At 47.4% G+C, this 16,037-nt stretch carries 11 protein-coding genes; 5 read left to right on the top strand and 6 right to left on the bottom strand.

What is annotated here, in order from left to right:
- Nucleotides 1–90 precede the first annotated feature (90 nt).
- Together aroA and serC are read right to left on the bottom strand one after the other, a co-directional pair.
- Nucleotides 91–1,380 (bottom strand): 3-phosphoshikimate 1-carboxyvinyltransferase, encoded by a 1,290-nt coding sequence (gene aroA / locus RFN81_RS07525; RefSeq protein WP_264498489.1) that lies wholly within the window; start codon nt 1,378–1,380, stop codon nt 91–93.
- A 90-nt stretch (nt 1,381–1,470) separates the two neighbouring features.
- On the bottom strand, nt 1,471–2,556 hold the full coding sequence (gene serC, locus RFN81_RS07520) for a 3-phosphoserine/phosphohydroxythreonine transaminase (RefSeq protein WP_264498488.1): 1,086 nt from the start codon (nt 2,554–2,556) through the stop codon (nt 1,471–1,473).
- A gap of 323 nt (nt 2,557–2,879) precedes the next feature.
- Between serC and ycaO the strand changes: the two genes are divergently transcribed.
- The 4 genes from ycaO to pflA all read left to right on the top strand — a co-directional run bounded on the left by ycaO (nt 2,880) and on the right by pflA (nt 9,280).
- Nucleotides 2,880–4,643 (top strand): 30S ribosomal protein S12 methylthiotransferase accessory factor YcaO, encoded by a 1,764-nt coding sequence (gene ycaO / locus RFN81_RS07515; RefSeq protein ID WP_264498487.1) that lies wholly within the window; start codon nt 2,880–2,882, stop codon nt 4,641–4,643.
- 428 nt (nt 4,644–5,071) lie between these two features.
- Complete coding sequence (focA, locus tag RFN81_RS07510; RefSeq protein WP_264498486.1) at nt 5,072–5,932, top strand: formate transporter FocA; 861 nt, start codon at nt 5,072–5,074, stop codon at nt 5,930–5,932.
- 57 nt (nt 5,933–5,989) lie between these two features.
- Nucleotides 5,990–8,272: a formate C-acetyltransferase gene (gene pflB, locus RFN81_RS07505; protein WP_264498485.1), complete on the top strand. Its 2,283-nt coding sequence runs from the start codon at nt 5,990–5,992 to the stop codon at nt 8,270–8,272.
- Nucleotides 8,273–8,539: 267 nt separating this feature from the next.
- Complete coding sequence (gene pflA, locus RFN81_RS07500) at nt 8,540–9,280, top strand: pyruvate formate lyase 1-activating protein (protein ID WP_264498484.1); 741 nt, start codon at nt 8,540–8,542, stop codon at nt 9,278–9,280.
- A 79-nt stretch (nt 9,281–9,359) separates the two neighbouring features.
- Here pflA and RFN81_RS07495 read toward each other — a convergent pair whose 3' ends face one another.
- Genes RFN81_RS07495 through RFN81_RS07485 form a run of 3 tightly spaced genes read right to left on the bottom strand, consistent with a single transcriptional unit; the run spans nt 9,360 to nt 13,401 of the window.
- On the bottom strand, nt 9,360–10,928 hold the full coding sequence (locus tag RFN81_RS07495; protein WP_264498483.1) for a hydantoinase/oxoprolinase family protein: 1,569 nt from the start codon (nt 10,926–10,928) through the stop codon (nt 9,360–9,362).
- Between the two features lie 8 nt (nt 10,929–10,936).
- Entirely contained in the window at nt 10,937–12,046 is a 1,110-nt protein-coding gene (locus RFN81_RS07490) for a DUF917 domain-containing protein (RefSeq protein WP_264498482.1), read from the bottom strand.
- A gap of 47 nt (nt 12,047–12,093) precedes the next feature.
- Nucleotides 12,094–13,401, bottom strand: coding sequence for a cytosine permease (locus RFN81_RS07485; RefSeq protein WP_264498481.1), 1,308 nt, complete (start codon nt 13,399–13,401; stop codon nt 12,094–12,096).
- 271 nt (nt 13,402–13,672) lie between these two features.
- Between RFN81_RS07485 and RFN81_RS07480 the strand changes: the two genes are divergently transcribed.
- Complete coding sequence (locus RFN81_RS07480; RefSeq protein WP_264498480.1) at nt 13,673–14,614, top strand: LysR family transcriptional regulator; 942 nt, start codon at nt 13,673–13,675, stop codon at nt 14,612–14,614.
- On the opposite strand, the gene RFN81_RS07475 is transcribed toward RFN81_RS07480, so the two are convergent.
- Nucleotides 14,600–15,754, bottom strand: coding sequence for an MFS transporter (locus RFN81_RS07475; RefSeq protein WP_264498479.1), 1,155 nt, complete (start codon nt 15,752–15,754; stop codon nt 14,600–14,602). The genes RFN81_RS07480 and RFN81_RS07475 overlap by 15 nt on opposite strands.
- Nucleotides 15,755–16,037: the final 283 nt, after the last annotated feature.

Raw genomic sequence — 16,037 nt, 5'->3', positions numbered from 1 at the left:
CTGAACCTGACGCGCAATTCGGACATAAAAACCGATCACGGTTTACAAGGAGCGTATTATAAAACATGACGAACCGCGCCCAGGGAACCCTCACTCGTGCTGACTCAGACGCGCTAATTGCTCAAAGTAATCAGGGAACGTTTTGGCAGTACATTTCGGATCCAATATCGTCACTGGCGTATCCGAGAGCGCCACCAGTGAGAAGCACATCGCTATCCGGTGATCGTTGTAGGTACTAATTTCCGCAGCTTGTAACCTGGCTGGCGGTGTAATGCGAATAAAATCATCACCCTCTTCCACTTCCGCCCCCACTTTACGTAACTCTGTCGCCATCGCCGCCAAACGATCTGTTTCTTTTACACGCCAATTGTAGATATTACGTAATGTCGTCGTCCCCCCCTGTGCGAAGAGCGCCGTCGTTGCGATGGTCATCGCGGCATCGGGAATATGGTTCATATCCATATCAATCGCCTGCAGCTCACCACGCTCACATTCGATATAATCCTCCCCCCAGCGTACGGTCGCCCCCATTTTTTCCAGCACATCGGCGAAACGGATATCGCCCTGTACGCTATTACGCCCAACCCCAGTAACGCGCACGACGCCACCTTTAATTGCCGCCGCTGCCAGAAAGTAAGAGGCGGACGACGCATCACCTTCTACCAGATAATCACCCGGTGCACGGTACTGCTGGCGACCGGAAACAAAAAAGCGCTGATAGTTTTCATGGTGAACGTCAATGCCAAACGCTTTCATCATATGTAATGTGATATCAATATAGGGCTTAGACACCAAATCGCCCTGAATGCTGATTTGCGTATCCTGCGCGGCCAACGGCGCGGCCATCAACAACGCGGTTAGAAACTGACTAGAAACACTGCCGTCAACGCTGATTACTCCTCCCCTGAAGCCACCGTACAGACGCAGCGGCGGATAGTTTTCCTGCTCCAGATAGTCAATGCTTGCGCCGCCCTGACGTAATGCGTCCACTAAATGTCCGATTGGCCGCTCTTTCATACGGGGCTCGCCTGTCAGCACAACATCGCCATCGGTCAGGCACAATGCCGCAGCGAGCGGACGCATCGCCGTACCAGCATTGCCTAAAAACAGTTCAAGCGGCTGCGACGCAGTAAACGCCCTTCCCAATCCCACGATCTCACACACGGTTCGATCGGACGACAGATGATATTCCACGCCAAGTGCTGACAACGCGGTCAACATATGGCGAACATCGTCACTGTCAAGCAGATTAGTCAGCCGAGTCTTTCCTTCAGATAAAGCGACTAACAATAGTGCGCGATTAGAGACACTCTTTGATCCTGGTAGATTAAGGGTACCGTTAATCAGCGTGATGGGTTTTAAGGTCAGGGATTCCTGCATGTGAAGCCTATTCTTTCAGCGTGGATACAAAAACCCCGAAAAAATTCGGGGTTTATCTATTATCTAGAGGTGTAGCAAGATCGGGAGTAATTAACCGTGACGGCGCGCGAAGTCGGCCATAAATTCAGTCAACGCTTTCACACCCTCAATTGGCATAGCATTGTAGATAGAAGCACGCATGCCGCCCACGACGCGATGACCTTTAAGCGCATGCAGACCCGCTGCGGCAGACTCTTCCAGAAAAACGCTATCCAACGCGGGATCCGCCAGCAGGAAGGGGACATTCATACGCGAACGATTCGCTACCGCAACATCGTTACGATAAAAATCATTATCATCAATGGCGCGATAAAGCAGGTCGGCTTTTGCCTGATTACGTTTTTCCATTTCGGCCAGACCACCGTGCTCTTTCAACCATTTGAAAACCATGCCAGCCAGATACCAGGCAAAGGTCGGCGGCGTATTAAACATAGAGCCATTATCCGCCAAGATCTGGTAATTCAGCACTGAGGGCAGTTCACGGCGCGCTTTACCCAATAGATCGTCGCGCACGATAGCCAGCGTCAGCCCCGCTGGCCCGATATTTTTTTGTGCGCCCGCATAAATAACGCCGTAGCGACTAACGTCAATACGGCGCGACAAGATGCTGGAAGAATAGTCGGCGACCACAATTTTATCGCCGAAATCCGGTTCCTCTTCGATTGCAATACCATCAATGGTTTCATTCGGACAATAGTGTACATACGCCGCGTCATCAGATAACTGCCATTCACGCATAGGTTTAACGCCGCGCAGGCCGTCAATACGTGTTTTGATGTCAATTACATTCGGCTTACAGTACCTTTCTGCTTCGTTAACGGCGCTGTGCGCCCAATAACCGCCGTCAATGTAGTCAGCGGATGCGTGCTCGCCCAGTAGATTCAACGGAACGGCTGCAAACTGCGCGCGCGCGCCGCCTTGACAAAAAAGCACTTTGTAGTTGGAGGGGATTTTCAGTAAATCACGGAGATTTTGCTCGGATTCGGCAGCAACCTGCATAAACTCTTTACTGCGGTGGCTGATTTCCATGACCGATGTACCCAAGCCATTCCAATTACACAATTCCTGTTCAGCGCGACGCAGCACTTCAACCGGCAGCATTGCTGGACCGGCGCTAAAATTAAAAATCTGAGTCATTTCCCCTCACCACACCTAAAAATCGGCTGTTTTATCACCGTTGTGACGGTACGCATTTTATAACCCTATTGGTTATAAAAATACCGCGGTTACACGATAGTCGTTATAACGGAATTACCGCCATGACCATACCACCTTTCCTGATTATCGGTTTTATCATTCGCTAATCCCCGCTGCAACGCTTATTACGCTTTCATTATGTAAAACGGTACGCTGCGCAGCCAATTCTTATTCACTGTTACTCATCTGTTACGAATAAATAGAGTCTGAACAGAAAAATCCGTATTATGCCGTTTCTGCTAACCTCGCTATAAGTGAATACCATGACCCAAACGTTTATCCCAGGTAAAGACGCCGCCCTGGAAGACTCCATCGCCCGTTTTCAACAACAACTCCAGAACCTGGGGTTTAACATCGAAGAAGCATCATGGCTAAATCCGGTGCCAAACGTTTGGTCAGTCCATATTCGCGATCGCGATTGCCCACTCTGCTTCACTAACGGCAAAGGCGCCAGTAAAAAGGCCGCGCTGGCCTCCGCGCTAGGTGAATATTTCGAGCGTTTATCTACTAACTATTTTTTTGCTGATTTCTACCTTGGCAAAACTATCGCCAACGGGGATTTCGTCCACTACCCGAATGAAAAATGGTTTCCGCTCCCACAGGACAATTCGTTGCCGGAAGGTATCCTGGATGACCGTCTACGCCAGTTCTACGATCCCGACCATGAACTGAGCGGCAGCGATTTGATCGATCTGCAATCTGGCAATGCCGATAGAGGGATTTGCGCGCTGCCATTTATGCGTCAGTCCGATGGGCAAACTGTTTATATTCCCATGAATATCATCGGCAATTTGTATGTGTCGAACGGCATGTCCGCCGGAAACACCGCTAGCGAAGCTCGTGTTCAAGGGTTATCCGAAGTGTTTGAACGCAGTATCAAAAACCGCATTATTGCCGAATCCATCAGCCTGCCAGAAATCCCGCAAGCGGTATTGAAGCGCTACCCCGGCGTGGTCGAAGCCATTGCGACGTTGGAAAAAGAAGGCTTCCCCATTTTCGCTTACGATGCCTCGCTGGGTGGAAAGTATCCGGTTATCTGCGTGGTGCTGTTTAACCCGACTAATGGCACCTGTTTTGCCTCCTTCGGCGCACATCCAGACTTTGGCGTAGCGCTCGAACGCACGGTCACCGAACTCTTGCAAGGCCGCAGTCTGAAAGATTTAGACGTGTTCACCGCACCAACATTCGATGATGAAGAAGTGGCTGAACACGCCAATCTTGAAACGCATTTCATCGATTCCAGCGGCTTGATTTCCTGGGATATGTTTAAAACCGAGGCGGATTATGACTTCGTCGACTGGAGTTTCAAAGGATCGACGGAGGAAGAGTTTGCTACGCTGATGGCGATTTTTAACCAGGAAGGTAAAGATGTCTACATTGCCGACTATGAACATCTATCAGTTTACGCCTGCCGGATCATTGTACCGGGAATGTCAGATATCTATCCGGCTGACGATCTGCTATTAGCGAATAACAGCATGGGAGCTCACCTGCGTGACACGCTGCTGGCGCTGCCTGACAGCAAATGGGAAAAAGAAAACTATCTGGCGCTGATACAACAACTAGATGATGAAGGCCTGGATGACTTCACCCGTGTACGTGAATTACTGGGCATCGCTACCGGTAAAGATAATGGCTGGTTTACGCTACGTATTGGCGAGTTGAAAGCCATGTTAGCCCTGGCTGGCGGCGATCTTGATCAGGCGCTCACCTGGACTGAATGGACACAAGACTTCAATGACTCCGTTTTTACCGCACAACGCAGCAATTATTACCGCTGCCTTCGTACCCTGCTCTTGCTGGCATTGGAGCCTACACGCAACCCGGCAGATTATTACGACGCCTTTATTAAAATGTACGGCAGCGAAACCGTCGATGCCGCCAGTGCCGCCGTGGCGGGCGAGGCCTGCTTTTATGGCCTGTTTGCCGTAGATGAGACGTTTACCACATTGCCTGCGCACCGGGCGTTACTGACCGCCTATGAAAAACTCCAACAGGCTAAGCGCCGTTACTGGCAGGCGGCATAGTGTCTGTTAGGCGCAAGTCTGTGCGAAAAAGCAGATAATGATCAACCTTCACGTATTAATAGCCCTTTAATCTGGAGGGCTATTTTTCTTTATCCGTAGTTCCTATTACTTATTTATCAGACATCGCCAGAATATTGTTATTGGATGGTGAATTTTTAATTAAATTATCTCGCAAAGGTGGTACTGAAATTCTACAAGACATGATTTTTATTAACGCCAAATCGGTAGGTTTAACGTAGATAATTCAACTCTTTTTATAAAAATTAAACTATTTTTTCACTTTAAAATTCATATAGTTATACACAAAATCAGGGGGTTAAATCCACTTCGCTACCTTATTAATTTCTTGCAATATGATCCACGTCAAATTTTACCGTATACTGCTTTGTTAGTATCTTAACGCTGATAAATTTTAAGAGAGAGTTAGTGTGAAAGCTGACAACCCTTTTACTTTATTACTCCCGGCCGATATGGCAAAAGTAGCTGAAGACGCCGGAGTCTATAAAGCAACCAAACATCCTTGCACCACGTTTTATTTGGCGATCACTGCGGGCGTATTCATTTCGATCGCTTTCGTTTTTTATATCACAGCAACCACCGGGACGGCGTCAGTACCTTTTGGCATCGCGAAACTGATCGGGGGCATCTGCTTCTCACTTGGGCTCATGCTTGTTGTTGTCTGTGGCGCTGATTTGTTCACTTCAACCGTTCTCATTGTGATCGCGAAAGCCAGCGGTCGCATAACCTGGAAGCAGCTCGCCTGTAACTGGGCTAATGTTTACATTGGTAACCTAGTCGGTGCGCTGCTCTTCGTCGCACTAATCTGGTTCTCAGGCGAATATATGGTTGCCAACGGTTTGTGGGGCCTCAACGTTTTACAAACGGCCGAACATAAACTTGAACATTCCTTTGTCGAAGCATTGTGTCTGGGCATTTTAGCGAACTTGATGGTCTGTCTGGCAGTGTGGATGAGCTACTCTGGCCGTTCGCTAACAGACAAGATGTTTGCCATGATTTTACCTGTCGCAATGTTCGTTGCCAGCGGATTTGAGCACAGTATCGCCAATATGTTCATGATCCCAATGGGCATTGTTATCAAGAATTTTGCGACACCGGAATTTTGGAATGCCGTCGGCATGGTGCCGTCTCAGTTTGAACATTTAACCATTAGCCATTTTATTACCGATAACCTGATTCCCGTCACGCTCGGTAACATCATCGGTGGCGGAATAATGGTCGGTTTAACATATTGGGTAATTTATTTGCGCGGTGGAGACAAGCACCACTAAGGTGCAATCGGCCGCAACGTCGGGTTTTAAGAAATCCATATCAAAGGTAGGTGTAAAATGACCGAGCTGAATGAAAAATTGGCCAATGCATGGCAAGGCTTTAGCAAAGGTGAATGGCAGGATGGCGTCAATGTGCGTGACTTCATCCAGAAAAACTACACACCATATGAAGGTGATGAATCTTTCCTTGCAGGTCCCACCAAAGCGACCACTGCACTGTGGGAGAGCGTCATGGAGGGCGTTAAACAGGAAAACCGCACTCATGCGCCTGTTGATTTTGATACCAATGTCGCTTCAACTATCACGTCTCACGACGCAGGGTACATCAACAAGAGTCTGGAAAAGATCGTTGGACTTCAAACTGATGCACCATTAAAACGCGCGCTGATTCCTTTCGGCGGTATTAAAATGGTTGAAGGGTCATGCAAAGCTTATGGTCGTGAACTTGACCCCCTGATTAAAAAAATCTTCACTGAATATCGCAAAACACACAACCAAGGTGTGTTTGATGTTTATACGCCAGATATCTTGCGTTGCCGTAAATCGGGTGTTCTAACTGGTCTACCTGATGCATATGGCCGCGGTCGTATCATCGGTGATTATCGTCGCGTTGCGCTGTACGGCATCGACTACCTGATGAAAGATAAGTTTGCTCAATTTACTTCTCTGCAAGCTAAACTGGAAAACGGTGAAGATCTGGAAGCGACAATTCGTCTACGCGAAGAAATTGCCGATCAGCATCGCGCTCTGGGTCAGATCAAAGAAATGGCAGCCAAATACGGTTGTGATATTTCTGGTCCGGCAACGACAGCTCAAGAAGCCGTTCAGTGGACGTATTTCGGCTATCTGGCTGCGGTGAAATCGCAAAATGGCGCGGCAATGTCCTTCGGGCGTGTTTCCACGTTCCTGGATATTTATCTGGAACGCGACCTGAAAGCAGGCAAAATCACTGAAGAAGATGCACAAGAATTGATTGACCATCTGGTCATGAAACTGCGTATGGTACGTTTCCTGCGTACGCCTGAATATGATGAATTATTCTCTGGCGACCCGATTTGGGCAACCGAATCGTTGGCAGGTATGGGGCTAGATGGCCGTACTCTGGTAACGAAGACCAGCTTCCGTTTCCTGAACACGCTATACACTATGGGGCCGTCTCCAGAACCAAACATGACCATCCTATGGTCTGAAAGACTGCCGCAGAATTTCAAAAACTATGCGGCTAAAGTCTCCATCGACACCTCTTCTCTGCAATATGAGAATGACGATCTGATGCGTCCAGACTTTAACAACGATGACTATGCTATTGCCTGTTGCGTAAGCCCGATGGTCGTGGGTAAACAAATGCAGTTCTTCGGTGCTCGCGCTAACCTGGCGAAAACCATGCTGTACGCAATCAACGGCGGCGTGGACGAAAAATTGAAAATGCAGGTTGGTCCGAAATCTGAACCGATCAAAGGCGATGTCCTGAACTTTGACGAAGTGATGGAGCGCATGGATCACTTCATGGACTGGCTGGCCAAGCAGTATGTCACCGCGCTGAACATCATTCATTATATGCATGATAAATACAGCTATGAAGCCTCACTGATGGCGCTGCACGACCGTGATGTGTATCGCACCATGGCGTGTGGTATCGCTGGTCTGTCTGTTGCTGCTGACTCCCTGTCAGCCATCAAGTACGCGAAAGTCAAACCTATTCGCGACGAAGATGGTCTAGCTATTGACTTTGATATCGAAGGTGAATACCCGCAATTCGGCAATAATGATGCTCGTGTCGATGAACTGGCCTGTGACTTAGTTGAACGTTTCATGAAGAAAATTCAGAAACTGAATACTTACCGTGGCGCCACACCGACTCAGTCTGTTCTGACTATCACGTCTAACGTGGTTTATGGTAAGAAAACGGGGAATACCCCTGATGGTCGCCGCGCAGGTGCGCCATTCGGACCGGGCGCTAACCCCATGCATGGTCGTGACCAGAAAGGTGCCGTCGCTTCTCTGACATCCGTTGCCAAACTGCCGTTTGCTTACGCTAAAGATGGTATTTCTTATACCTTCTCCATCGTACCGAACGCGTTAGGTAAGGACGATAACGTGCGCAAAGCCAACCTTGCCGGACTGATGGATGGTTATTTCCACCATGAAGCTAGCGTGGAAGGCGGTCAACACCTAAACGTTAACGTCATGAACCGCGAAATGCTGCTTGATGCAATGGAACATCCGGAAAAATATCCGCAATTGACTATTCGCGTGTCAGGCTATGCTGTGCGTTTTAACTCACTGACGAAAGAGCAGCAACAAGACGTCATTACGCGTACTTTCACAAAATCAATGTAATTCCCATGACTGCTTGAAAAAGCGTAAAATAAGGCTCCACGTTAGTGGGGCCTTTTTCTCACCCAATGAATTGAGGTTGTTAGCCTGTTTTGCCAGCCCGCTATACGGTACTTATCCGAACCGATGGATGGCGGGCAAAACAGATTCGACGCAGCATCTGTTACTCGGTATTTTTCTGCCAGTGACCCTGTCAGGGAGATACCTGCATCTCATGACTGCGCTCATAAAGGCCGCTATTGTACGGTCAAATTTGGAGAAAACCTCGCAATGTCAGTAACTGGCCGCATCCACTCCTTTGAATCCTGTGGCACCGTTGATGGTCCAGGCATCCGCTTTATTATCTTTTTTCAAGGTTGCCTTATGCGTTGCCTCTATTGCCATAATCGTGATACCTGGGATACGCACGGTGGTAAGGAAGTAACGGTAGACGAGCTGATGAAAGAAGTCGTGACCTACCGCCATTACATGAATGCTTCCGGTGGCGGCGTAACGGCATCCGGCGGCGAGGCCATACTTCAGGCCGAATTTGTGCGCGACTGGTTTCGCGCCTGTAAGGCTGAAGGCATCGGGACTTGTCTGGATACTAACGGGTTTGTGCGCCGCTATGACCCGGTAATTGACGAACTGTTAGACGCTACTGATTTAGTGATGCTTGATATAAAACAAATGAACGATGACATACACCAGAATTTAGTCGGCGTATCCAATCACCGTACTTTGGATTTCGCGCGCTATCTGGCAAAACGCAACCAACGCACCTGGATACGCTATGTCATTGTTCCCGGTTGGACTGACGACGATGCATCGGCGCACCTGTTGGGAGAATTTACCCAAGATATGGCTAACATCGAGAAGATTGAGCTCCTCCCCTATCATGAGCTTGGTAAACATAAGTGGATAGCGATGGGAGAGGAGTACAAGTTGGAGGGGGTTAAACCGCCGAAGGCAGATACTATGGAGAGAATTAAATCGATCCTTGCGGGTTACGGCCATAAAGTGATGTATTAGCCCTGTAACTTTGTTTGAAAATTAGCACGCTAATTGCGTGCTAATTATTTTAGTCATATCTCTGTACATTAAGTGCGGTCTACTCCAGATTTCCCGCTGCCTTAACTTTTACATGTACTGAATTCCCCGGTAAATAAGCCAATGGGACTTCCTGATAATCGATAATGTCGACGCTCCCTGGCATCGCGCCCGTTTTCTCCGCCAGGGTAATAGCCTGCTGCTGCAACTCCCGCCTTATTTTTTCGCGATCGTTATCCGGTATTTTCACTACACGTTCAATCTGTGCGCCAACCTTTCCTAGAGCCACGCCAACGGCATTCGCCGCGTCAAAATACGGTGGACGCATGACTCGGCTGATGCCAGATAGAACATCAGGCAGTAAAATGCTGCCGCCACCAACCACTACAGCAGGGACCGGCGCACTGGATGATTTTATGCGATCGATCGCCTGCTCTACTTTTTCGATCATTTGAAGATAAGCCTGATGACAAAAAGCGCGATCTAACTCAGGTAAAGGGCCAGGTAGTTCTGCGGTCCATCGTTCAGGGTAAAGTTGCAGCAGAATGTCACTGAGCGTTAAGGTCTCTCCGCCGAAGCTGACGCCCTGTTCAAGAAGACGATAGCCTACGCTATCGGGCCCAAGAATAGGATTCCCATCCTGAGATGTTCGCACGCAAGTTCCCCCGCCAATGCCAATAGAAATAATATCCGGCATTCTGAAATTCGTCCGCACATCACCCACCTCGACAGCCATAGCCGATTCCCGAGGAAAACCATTCACTAACACGCCAATATCCGTCGTCGTTCCGCCGACATCGATGACCAGCGCATTTTCCAACCCGGAAAGATGTCCGGCTCCGCGAATTGAATTCGTCGGCCCGCAGGCCATGGTTAAAATTGGGTATTGCTGTACCATACTTTTGGACATCAATGTGCCATCGTTTTGCCCAAAATAAGGAATAGCCTTGATACCGTGTTGAATCAGTGCTTGTGTGAAACCGTTAATAAATCGATTAGCGGTACTTTTCAACAACGCATTCAGAATCGTGGCATTTTCGCGCTCCAGTAAACCTGTGCTACCAATCCGATGAGATAACGACACAGAAACGTGCGGCAATGCCTCATTTACCCATTGGGCAACCAACCGCTCTTGTGCATTATTTACTGGAGAAAACACGCCACAGATAGCCACACTGTCGACGTGCCCTCGCATTTTGTCGCATGCAGTCAACACTTCATCTTGCAGTACCGGATGAATTTCCCGGCCATCGAACTCATAGCCCCCGTGAAGTTGATAAAAATGCTCTCCCAGCGTTCTCTGCCAGGCAGCGTCCCAGCCAAATAACGGCGGGATGCTATCGCTGCTTGGCAAACTCAGGCGTAATAATCCGACACGATCCAAACCGTTACGCTCAACAATCGCATTAGTACACTGGGTGGTGCCCAACATGGCATAGCGAATATATTGCGGCGCGATACCAGACTGCGCCAAGACATCAGCGATTGCGCTTTCAATACCACTATAGATATCCTGGCTGGTAGGGAATTTAGCCGTAGCAATACAGCGCAGGTTCGCATCTAAAATCGCCGCATCCGTATTGGTACCACCAACATCAATCCCCAGTCGATAAGCATGATTATGTAACATTGAGGGCCTTAACGGTTCGCTAGCTGTTCTATCGGTACATACTGTACCGGATAACCAAAGTACGCTGGTCCTGCGACCTCGATCCCTCTCGGCGTTCGCCACTTATCATGACAAGGATACGCAATCACATCGACCCGCTGTCCATAGCGTAAATGTTCCGTAATGATCGGACGCCCTGTTTCACTGTCTAAGATGGAGATTAAATCAGGCACCACAGCCAGCAGATTATCCTGCGTAGGTTCAATGGCTCGTGACGAACGGTATGCTAGCAAAAGTTCGTTTTGGAAAAGTACCGCGAATGATTCACCTTTATCATTCCCCATCCCTTCCAGTACAACCTTGCCACGAGCAAAACCGCCCGTTGTGCGCCGTGCGACATCCACGATTTTTCCCGATGCTACGATGTGCCCCTTTAATAGGCTAAGGAGAGACTGTACCGGATGACTGCCAGACTGGTGTGCCTGACGCAACAGTCTGCCAATATCCTGTGCTAAGGTGAGTGTCCCTTTAATCGCACTACGTTTTAGCTCGTGCCCACGAAGCGGGTAATCACACATTGCGCAGGCGGCGCCCATTTGCTCAGTAATCGCTCTGGCTAGCCGTTCAGACCACACGCCATCAATAGGATTAAGGACAACCGAATTGCCTTTCTCATCAGCTAGTGTATTGGGTGCAGAGGAGAGACCATCTAGAAAAAAGGTCACCATTTGCGCCTCGGGGAAAGCCCTCCCCATCGCATCGCAGTCAATCACCGGAAGCCCTTTTGCGGCAGCGACAACAAAGGGAATAAGAGAATTAATGCCGCCGACTTCAATGGAAAATGTTCCCGAGGCAGATTCCGCTAGTACTGTCTCCATCGCATCAAATGCCAAAATAATTTGACGCGGTGAAATTATTTTCTCCACAGAAACAGTCGGTGCTCCCATAGTACTGCATGGTATAAAAAGGGAACTATCTTCGATATCATCGAGATTCATTAAAACAATAGGCTGGACGTTACGTAATGCGTTTTTTGCAATTAGCGAACCAAGGTAAGGATCGCCCCCACCACCTGTGCCGAGAACTGACGCTCCTAGAGCAATATCATCTATTGTTTCAGGATGAATACAACTGATCATTATATTTTCCAAAAAGCCGGAGTACTATGTGGAAGTAGGACTTGAAATTATATATTAATTCGTGGAAATATCTTATGTAAGACAACATACATCGCCATACTTACCATTATTCCATCCAAAGCAGAAACCGAGCTAATGGTGAAAAGATTAAGAAAGTCCGTCGATGTTGATAAGCTAACCAAACTTCCACACCCCCAAGATACAGCTGCACCAATATTCAGATTTTGAGACTCAAATGTACCAATCTTTGAAGTTGACAAATCGAAGAAATAATATTCTGCGAGATATACGCCCGCTATCGGCGAGACTATAACGCCTAATAATGAAAGGAAACGTGTGAAATTATTTATCATTCCATTATAGGCAAAAAATAACCCTATAAGGGCCATTAGTATTACTAACGTAGGTCTAGATAAGGTACGGATTACCACAGAGAGTCCTAATGAAGCAGAGATAAGGTTCGAACTATTCGTTGTCCATTGTGCAAAAACTAAAATTATAATTGCTGCCATGCCCAAGCCAATACTAAAAAATATTTCAACGAGATCGTCACTACCGACTAAATATGTCAATAAAAGCGCAACTAAAATGATAATACTATTGCCGAAGCAAAATCCTAATCCAGCTCCTAATATAGCGTCTTTGCGTGTTTTAGCGTAACGTGCAATATCTGGCGACATGATACTAGCTGCAACAATCCAGATTGAAACCACATAAGAAATTGCGCTTCCCATACTAATTGGGTTTTTAATGGTAATAGGTGGGGGAGCAGAACGCTCGACCGTGGCCAAATAAATTCCAGTTAATATCAATATCAACATTAAAGGAACGCTAAACATACTTAGCCTGCCTAATGATCGCACCCCCCAAATAGCGGTTAATACCATCAGAGTCATACCAAATAGTAAGACAGGAAATCGTCCTGGTTCAAAATGATAATGGAGCAAAGATTTTTGTAACATTACTCCAAAAAAATCAAGTTGAAAAGCAAACCACCCCACCAAAGAAACCGCGGAGAACACACCAATAAGCTTACCACCAAGTTTACCAAACACCGAGATGCTTAATAGTGTTGTAGATAAACCACAGCCATAACCCACATTAGCACATAATGCTGCAAGAACACCGAGAAATGCAGATCCGATAAGGGTAGCACTTACCGCCTGGAGAAGTGGCAAACCACTGCTCAAAAAAGCGCCTAGAAAAAGGCCTGAGATGTCAATTCCTATAGCTAACCATATTAATGTAATTACATACCAACCTTTTCTGGCATCGGCCGGAACTGGCTCATATTCATAATCATAGATTTGCCGCTCCCGACGTTCTTTCTCAGTCGCAGCATTCCTTTGAGACATAACCCCTCCATTAAATAAGCAGCAAATAATATTGCATCGTTGTGATATTTTATAGAGGTTATCTGGTCCCGTATAGAACAATGGTGTTGTTAGCAAGCTAACAACACCATTGTTCTGTAAGAGACCCTGATGTGACGCATAAAACCACACTGTTCTGTGGTGACCACATTACTATGTGGCTTGGCAATAAGATAAATGGGATTAATATCAATTAATACAGATATATTTTGATGTTAACATTCAGATATGTAATGTATGCGAAGGAAATGCTATGCGCTTAGACAAACTGGAGATTCGCTGGTTAAAGCTTTTTTGTAAAATCGTTGAAAAACAAGGAATTACTAACGCACAGACCGCCACGGGATTAAGCCAACCCGTACTGAGCCACTACCTGTCTCGCCTTGAGGATACATTAGGACTCGTACTGTGTGAGCGAGGACGTGGCGGCTTCGCGCTAACGACGGAAGGCGAAGTGGTATATCAGGAAGCTAAATCAGTTATTGCCACACTAGATGATTTTGCTAACAGACTAGCCCGGATTAAGCATCAGCTCATAGGTAAAGTTAAGCTAGGTTGCCTAGATAACATCGCTACTCACCCCAATAACGTCGTGTCACAAGCGATTTCTCATCTTTACGAGCAAAGTCCAGAAGTCAATGTAGAAATAGAAGTTTTGGAGTATCTTCCGCTCATTGAGCGATTGAAAAATGGACACCTTGACGTAGTCCTAAGTGCATTGCCCGATGATATTCCCGCGGACATTTTTTACCAACCGGTCTTTGTCGAACACAGTTACTTTTATTCACTAGCAGAAAATGCTGAAGCTATAGAACGCGAATGGCTCAATGGTGAATTAAATCCCCGTAGACTGCTAATCGGTGGACATGCCTTCAATGAAATATCCAAACAGCTTGGTCCCGTAGCAAAACAAGGTTATCACCAGACAGCATGGCATCTTGAAGGTAGTCTGTTACTTCTTTTAGCGGGAACGCACATCGGCTTTCTTCCCGACCATTACGCCGCGCCTTGGGTCGAAAAAGGCAAGCTAGCCGCTGTAGCTCCTGAACGCTTAAAACTTACCAGCATATTTTATCTGGTGCGGAACGCTAAACAGCGCCTGAGCCCGGTCGCCGAAGCGCTTTGGAATAACATGGTGGAAGCGGGTCAAAGTTCGTTAGCGATCCTCGATGCTACGCATTCACGCAGTGGCTAATGGTGTCGAGTGATGATCGACTTTTCTTAGCAACATCATTAGATAAATTAATGCGATAACGGCGATCAGCACGAATAACAATTGATCGGAGTAGCGTTGCATTAACACTGCTGCAACGCTTGGCCCGCAAAGGCTGCCAAGCGTGTAGCTCAGGAGCAACGCCTGATTCATCGATACAAGCTCGTTAGGGCGCACTTTTTCGCAGGCCCATGACATGGCTACAGGGTACAGCGTAAATCCCGCACTTCCCAGTAATAACAATGACGGCGCCATCGCGTAGCGGTTACCGACCAGCATCGCAACACAGGCAATAATCACCATAAAAATTAGCACTCGCAGAACCCATAATCGACCATAGCGATCGGCCATTCGCCCCACGGGCCACTGACCGAGAATCGCTGAACCGATCAACAGCGCCATCCAGTACCCCACCTGTGCATCATTCATGCCCTGATGAGAGAGGTAGAGTGGTAACAGGCCATACAGCGATCCCAAAATTGCGCCAGATATGACACAACCGTGCACACCTAGGCGTGCGCTGCGATATCCCAGCATTTTCCAAATATTAACAAGTTTTTCATGTTGTTGCGGTGGCGTGGGGAGGTGAGTAAAGTGTAAGGGTAACAGAGCCAAAATAACTAATGCCGCCATCCAGGGTAAAACAGTCAATACTGCTGTCGGCAATACGCCGAGCAAAAGTTGCCCCATGACACTGCCAAAATAATAGGCAATCATGTAAGCGGCCAGCAATCGCCCTCTCTGTGCGGGCGTTCCACTGCATAATAAAGCACTCTCAACGACAACCCAGATGAATGCACAGCCAATTCCGGCAATAAAACGCCAAAAAATCCAGCTACCTGTTTCCGTAGAAACGCCGTAACCTACAATGGCAATGCCAAATAGTAAGGCGGCAAAATAATAACTGCGGTTAAAACCATAAAGCTTGATTAACTTACCCGCGTATAACGTCCCAACCAAGTTGCCGCTAAAGTAGGATGAACCCACGAGACCAACCTGCCAGACAGGAAGGGCGCGTTGGTTCAGCCACAATGGCACCAGCGTATTTAATACAGCAATACAAACTGTCAACAGCAGGAGCCCACAGAGCAATAACAGCACTGAGCGTGAATAAGCAGACATAGCAATGTGGATAACCTGACGGACGAAGGAAAGTGAGCGCATCATGCCACTGCGTATATAGAAGTCAATTCCACTTAACACGCGCGAAACTTTTTTTCATCAGATGAATTGATAGAATTAATCATGCCTCGGCGAGGGGGCTGAACACTTAGAAATTCATGAAAGCTAATATATTGATTTATATAGCCTTTAAGAAGAGAAGTTCCAGGAAAATATAGGCATTGAGGCAGGGCTGTTGTTTTTTCGATAAAAAAATATTGCTAAACATCAAGCATGAATAAAG

This window comes from Pectobacterium cacticida (assembly GCF_036885195.1).
GTDB classification, from domain to species: domain Bacteria; phylum Pseudomonadota; class Gammaproteobacteria; order Enterobacterales; family Enterobacteriaceae; genus Pectobacterium; species Pectobacterium cacticida.
Note: the sequence above shows the minus strand (reverse complement) of the source record. Positions and strands in the feature narration are given on the sequence as shown.

What these genes read in the sequence shown, in the direction of transcription:
- aroA (WP_264498489.1), bottom strand. Translation starts at nt 1,380, where the DNA reads ATGCAGGAATCCCTGACCTTAAAACCCATCACGCTGATTAACGGTACC.
- serC (WP_264498488.1), bottom strand. Translation starts at nt 2,556, where the DNA reads ATGACTCAGATTTTTAATTTTAGCGCCGGTCCAGCAATGCTGCCGGTT.
- ycaO (WP_264498487.1), top strand. Translation starts at nt 2,880, where the DNA reads ATGACCCAAACGTTTATCCCAGGTAAAGACGCCGCCCTGGAAGACTCC.
- pflB (WP_264498485.1), top strand. Translation starts at nt 5,990, where the DNA reads ATGACCGAGCTGAATGAAAAATTGGCCAATGCATGGCAAGGCTTTAGC.
- pflA (WP_264498484.1), top strand. Translation starts at nt 8,540, where the DNA reads ATGTCAGTAACTGGCCGCATCCACTCCTTTGAATCCTGTGGCACCGTT.
- RFN81_RS07495 (WP_264498483.1), bottom strand. Translation starts at nt 10,928, where the DNA reads ATGTTACATAATCATGCTTATCGACTGGGGATTGATGTTGGTGGTACC.
- RFN81_RS07490 (WP_264498482.1), bottom strand. Translation starts at nt 12,046, where the DNA reads ATGATCAGTTGTATTCATCCTGAAACAATAGATGATATTGCTCTAGGA.
- RFN81_RS07485 (WP_264498481.1), bottom strand. Translation starts at nt 13,401, where the DNA reads ATGTCTCAAAGGAATGCTGCGACTGAGAAAGAACGTCGGGAGCGGCAA.
- RFN81_RS07480 (WP_264498480.1), top strand. Translation starts at nt 13,673, where the DNA reads ATGCGCTTAGACAAACTGGAGATTCGCTGGTTAAAGCTTTTTTGTAAA.
- RFN81_RS07475 (WP_264498479.1), bottom strand. Translation starts at nt 15,754, where the DNA reads ATGTCTGCTTATTCACGCTCAGTGCTGTTATTGCTCTGTGGGCTCCTG.